This is a genomic window from Kitasatospora sp. NPDC059462, from assembly GCF_042749955.1.
Lineage (GTDB): Bacteria > Actinomycetota > Actinomycetes > Streptomycetales > Streptomycetaceae > Kitasatospora.
On sequence record NZ_JBHYUU010000331.1, the window covers coordinates 1 to 4,574 of the forward strand.

The 4,574-nt window shown below is 70.6% G+C and carries 6 protein-coding genes and 1 pseudogene; 3 read left to right on the forward strand and 4 right to left on the reverse strand.

Annotation, left to right across the window (positions count from 1 at the left end; all coding sequences use genetic code 11):
* Positions 1-119 precede the first annotated feature (119 nt).
* A complete protein-coding gene (locus ACFXAM_RS37915) occupies positions 120-782 on the reverse strand; it encodes an HD domain-containing protein (RefSeq protein ID WP_380298399.1) in 663 nt (220 codons plus the stop codon).
* The gene (locus ACFXAM_RS37920) at positions 779-1,117 is read right to left on the reverse strand and encodes a DUF6616 family protein (RefSeq protein WP_380298401.1); all 339 of its coding nucleotides are present in this window, start codon (positions 1,115-1,117) and stop codon (positions 779-781) included. The genes ACFXAM_RS37915 and ACFXAM_RS37920 overlap by 4 nt, the downstream gene beginning before the upstream one ends.
* Positions 1,118-1,207: 90 nt before the next feature.
* On the opposite strand from ACFXAM_RS37920, the gene ACFXAM_RS37925 reads away from it, so the two are divergent.
* A complete protein-coding gene (locus tag ACFXAM_RS37925) occupies positions 1,208-2,179 on the forward strand; it encodes a GlxA family transcriptional regulator (protein ID WP_380298403.1) in 972 nt (323 codons plus the stop codon).
* A 190-nt stretch (positions 2,180-2,369) separates the two neighbouring features.
* Positions 2,370-2,594, forward strand: a pseudogene (locus ACFXAM_RS37930) (transposase); the annotation flags it as partial.
* Between the two features lie 27 nt (positions 2,595-2,621).
* Here the strand turns inward: ACFXAM_RS37930 and ACFXAM_RS37935 are convergent.
* Both ACFXAM_RS37935 and ACFXAM_RS37940 read right to left on the reverse strand, forming a co-directional pair.
* The gene (locus ACFXAM_RS37935) at positions 2,622-2,822 is read right to left on the reverse strand and encodes a hypothetical protein (RefSeq protein WP_380298407.1); all 201 of its coding nucleotides are present in this window, start codon (positions 2,820-2,822) and stop codon (positions 2,622-2,624) included.
* A gap of 335 nt (positions 2,823-3,157) precedes the next feature.
* Positions 3,158-3,796, reverse strand: a complete 639-nt coding sequence (locus ACFXAM_RS37940) for a hypothetical protein (protein WP_380298409.1) — start codon at positions 3,794-3,796, stop codon at positions 3,158-3,160.
* Between the two features lie 40 nt (positions 3,797-3,836).
* Here ACFXAM_RS37940 and ACFXAM_RS37945 point away from each other — a divergent pair.
* Positions 3,837-4,574: FG-GAP repeat domain-containing protein (locus ACFXAM_RS37945; RefSeq protein WP_380298405.1), on the forward strand; the 738-nt coding region annotated here is incomplete at its 3' end.

A 4,574-nucleotide genomic window follows, 5' to 3' on the forward strand; every position in this document is an offset into this window, starting at 1 on the left:
TATACCACACATATCATTTTTTGTTTGGGGGGTTGGTTTTTTTTATTACCACATTGTCCGTGGTGGGACCCCCCCCGGGCGGGGCCCGCGCCACCCCCCCCGCCCGCTCCAACGTGCCGTCAGGACGGAAGCACCGGGGCGGCCACGAGCTCTTCGAGGCCGGGGAACGGGTTGTCCGGCCGGTGCCTGCGGTACACGATGTCGACGAACGACAGCGGAGCCCACTTCGACGGCTGCTCGTCGATCTGACGGGCCACCTGCGCGTTGATGCTGTTCCGCAGGTCCAGATACGGAAACGCCGCGTGCGCCGCGTCCAGGACCGCCCGGTCCACCTCCTCGACGCCGAAGGCGAACACATCGGCGCCGATTCCGAAATGCGCCAGAGCGCCGACCGGATGCAGGTGGGACGCGATCCCCGGCGAGGTATGCAGCGCCACCGCGTCCCAGACCTGGTCGGCGGCGGCATCGGAAAGGCCGTGCTCGCGGGCGAAGCGGGCCGCCCGGAACGCACCGTCCACCTCGAACCGGTTCGGACCCTGCCCCTCATCGGTCAGACCGATGTCGTGCAGCACCGTGGCGAGGAAGAGCGCCTCGTCGTCGTAGTCCGCCCCGGCCGCCAGGCCCCTGGCGGTACCGATGCTCCGCGCGTAGAAGTAGCTGCGGACGCAGTGGTTGAGCAGCCATCGCGGAGAGTGCTCGGCGGTGAAGGCGACGGCCGCCTCCGTGGCCGCCGTACGCGGCCACCCTCCGATCTCCTCCGGCAGGTTCTCCAGAATGCTCACCTGGCGTCAGCCCCCAGCGCCAGGTGCTCGGCGATGACCGCCTCGGCGGGCCGCAGCTCGCCGACGGCGTTGGACTGCTCGAAGTAGGTGTACCAGCCGGAGTCCTCGACACCTTCGAGGAGCTTGTCGGCCAGTTCCTTCGACGGGGCCTGCCAGACGGCGAACCACGCGTGGGACGTGGAGTTCGCCGCCGGCTCCACCCGGCCCCAACCGAGGGTCACCACGCCGATCTCCGCGAGCTGCCTCATGGCTTCCTGAGCCCCGGCGAGCAGATCGTTGCGCGTCTGCTCGTCCGCGGCGTGGAACGCGGGCCTCGGGGTCCAAGTCTCAATCACGACATACATGTTGCGTCTCTCCTCCAACAACCGGCCAACGGCCTGATGCGACCAGCCTAGGAAGACCGGGACCCCCCGTACGATGGCCAAATGGACAGGAATACCAAGGATCCGGCCAAGATCGCGATCGTGGTCCAGCAGGGCTACGCCCCGCTGGACATAGCCGTCCCCCAGCAGGTGTTCGGCCACTGGCCGCACTACGTGACCGCCTCCTGGCCCGGCGGCGTCCCCTACGAACTGAGCCTGGTGAGCCCGGTTCCCGCGCAGAACGCACTGGTACCCCGCGACGTCGAACCCCTCGACCGGCTGGACACCGCACACACCGTGATCGTCGCCGGAGTCGAGGACCCCACCGAGCCCCCGCACCCCGAACTGGTCGAACGGCTGGCCGACGCCTACCGCCGCGGAAGCCGGATGGTGTCCATCTGCAACGGCGCGTTCGCCCTGGCCGCCGCCGGCATCCTCGACGGCCGCAACGCCACCACCCACTGGCACTGGGCCGGGCTGCTGCGCGAGCGCCACCCCTCGGTCAAGGTCCGCGAGGCGGAACTCTACGTCGAGGACACCGGCGTCTTCACCTCCGCCGGCATCCTCGCCGGAACCGACCTGTGCCTGCACCTCCTACGACTCGACCACGGCCAGGCCGCCGCGAACACCATGGCCCGCTTCCTCGTCAGCCCCCCGCACCGCGAAGGAGGACAGGCCCAGTTCATCGAACACCTCCCACCCGCCGGCGACTCGGAGATCACCAACGTGATCACATGGATCCTGGGACACCTCGACGAGCCGCTCACCCTGGAGTCGATCAGCCGGCACAGCCACATGAGCACAAGGACCCTGCGCCGCAAATTCCGGACCGCCACCGGAACGAGCGTCATGAACTGGATAGCCGTCCAACGCGTCGCCCGCGCCCGCGAACTCCTCGAAACCACCGCCCTCGGCATCGACGACATCGCCCACCGATGCGGCTTCGGCTCCGCGGAGTCGCTGCGCGTCCACTTCACCGCGATGACCCGGACCAGCCCGTCGAGGTACCGCCGCACCTTCGCCCCATCGCCCTGAGCTCGACCCTGCCGGGGATCTTGGTGTTCGGCTGCCCGTGATCAGGGTGGTGCGGCAGTCTCGCGGGTGCATGGTGCCCGCGAGACTGCCGAGGAGTGCGAGATGTCGGTCCGCCCCCCGCCCGGGCGCCGAGGTCCCGGTGTTGACTGCGCGCATGGCGCGGGCCGGCAACCCCCGTGGCACGACGGCCATGTGGGTGCGTGACCGGCTCGACGGCCTGCGGGGGGACGAGGACGTCGCCGACCGGTATCCGCGTGACGGACGCCCGGGACTGCCGCCCGCGCAGCCGGCCACGGTGAGCGCGCTGCAGTTCCTTCCGGGCCTGTCCGACCGCGATGCGGTCGAGGCCGTGCGCTGCCGCATCGACGTCAAGTACGCACTCGGCCTCGAACTCGACGACCCAGGCTTCCGCCACAGCGTGTTCACCGACGTCCGCGACCGCCTACTGAAGCACGGCCGGGCGGACCGCCTCCTCGACCTTGCCCTGGACCGCCCGAAAGACGTCGGACTGGTCCGCGAGCGCACCACTCAGCGCACCGACTCCACCCACGTCCTGGCCCCTGTCCGCGATCTGACCCGCCTCGAGCTGGTCACCAAGGCCGTGCGCGCGGCCCTGGAGGAATGCGCCCGCATTGTCGGCCACGCGCTGGACGGCCTGGTCGCCCCCGGTGGCTTCTGCCCGGGGCGGCGACGGCGACGTCGCGCTGAAGGCGGCGCGCCGGCGGCCGGGCTCCGTCTGCCTGCACACGGGCGGGGTCGGGCCGTGACAACGTCGGGCGGCACCACGCAGACCGCCCGCACCGCCCCGGACCATCTCGCCGCACTACGGCGGATCCTCGGACCGGACCGGGCAACGGTGTCCGGGCCCGACGACACCACCGTGCCTGCGGCGGACGGGAGCGGCACCGGGCCCGCCGGGGCGCGGTCCGGGGCACGGTTCGGGGCACGGTTCGGGGCGGCGCCCCGCTCGCAGCGGCGTCATTCGTGGCGGATCAGCCAGGACAGGAGGACCATGAGGCCCGCCCAGCCGAGTACGGCGAGGGGAAGCACGACGGCCGGGGGCACGTGGAGCTGCAGCGCCATCCCGCTGCCGAAGAGCGGGGGGACGGCGAAGAAGACGGCGGAGGCGACCGTGATCCGCACGAGGCCCACGGTCGGCTTCCCCAGCCCCAGCCGGGTCAGGGCCGGCCTCGTGCCGTGGATGACCAGTGACGATCCCAAAAACCCCAGCACCGTCAGTTCCAGACACGCCCGCAACGGCACCTGCGGGGCCCTGACCCGGTGCCCGGCCGCGGCAACCTCCACCACCCGGCCCCGGAAGACCGTCAGCTCCACCGCGGAGCCCGGGGGCATGTCGTCGTAGAACGCCTCGTCGACGTCGTACACGCCGTAGACCGACCCCGTCTCCCCGGCGACCACCAGCCGGTAGACCGTTCCTTCGCGCCCACCCCGGGTGGACCGCTGCGCCACCCTGCCGCTCTCGTGCCGCAGACAGTGCGCGCCGGACGCCGCCGCCGCGCCGCACACCGGTGCGCGCCGGTAGGCGGTCACCTCCTCGTACGTGAGGACGAACGAGCGGAAGCCGAGGACGACCAGGCCCAGGCCCGCCAGCACCATCAGAGCGCACGTCTCGTACTACTCCTTCGGCTCGACCCCGGTGAAGCACTACTCCAACATCTCCATCAACGCCGCCACCTTCGACTCGCACCCCAACGGCGACTACAAGGCGTTCCGTTACAACAAGATCGTCGACGACGCGGTGACCCCGCCGAACGGCGGCGCCGCCTCCAGGGTCGACTTCAACGGCGACGGCAAGGTGGACATCGCCGGCAAGTTCTCGGACGGCCAGCTGCTGATGTGGGCGGGCAACGGCAACGGCACCGTGAGCACCAGCGGCTACTCCCTGGTCCCGAGCGGCAACTTCGGCTCGGTCAGCGACCTGGTGGCCGCCGACTTCAACGGCGACGGCAAGACCGACGTGGCCGGCAGGTTCTCGGACGGCCAGCTGCTGATGTGGGCGGGCAACGGCAACGGCACCGTGAGCGCCAGCGGCTACGCGATGTGGCCCGGCACCGGCTTCGGCGCGGTCAGCGGTCTGCTCGCGGCCGACTTCAACGGCGACGGCAAGGTGGACATCGCCGGCAAGACCTCCAACGGCCAGCTGCTGATGTGGCCCGGCAACGGCAACGGCACGGTCAACGGCGCGGCCGGGACCAACATGTTCGCCAGCGGCAACCTCGGCTCGGTCACCGACCTGGTGGCCGCCGACTTCAACAAGGACGGCAAGGTGGACGTCGCCGGCAAGTTCTCGGACGGCCAGCTGCTGATGTGGGCGGGCAACGGCAACGGCACCGTGAGCACCAGCGGCTACTCCATGCTCGCGAGCGGCAACTTC

Coding starts and splice junctions, on each gene's coding strand:
- ACFXAM_RS37925 (WP_380298403.1), top strand. CDS start 1,208: ATGGACAGGAATACCAAGGATCCGGCCAAGATCGCGATCGTGGTCCAG.
- ACFXAM_RS37940 (WP_380298409.1), bottom strand. CDS start 3,796: ATGGTGCTGGCGGGCCTGGGCCTGGTCGTCCTCGGCTTCCGCTCGTTC.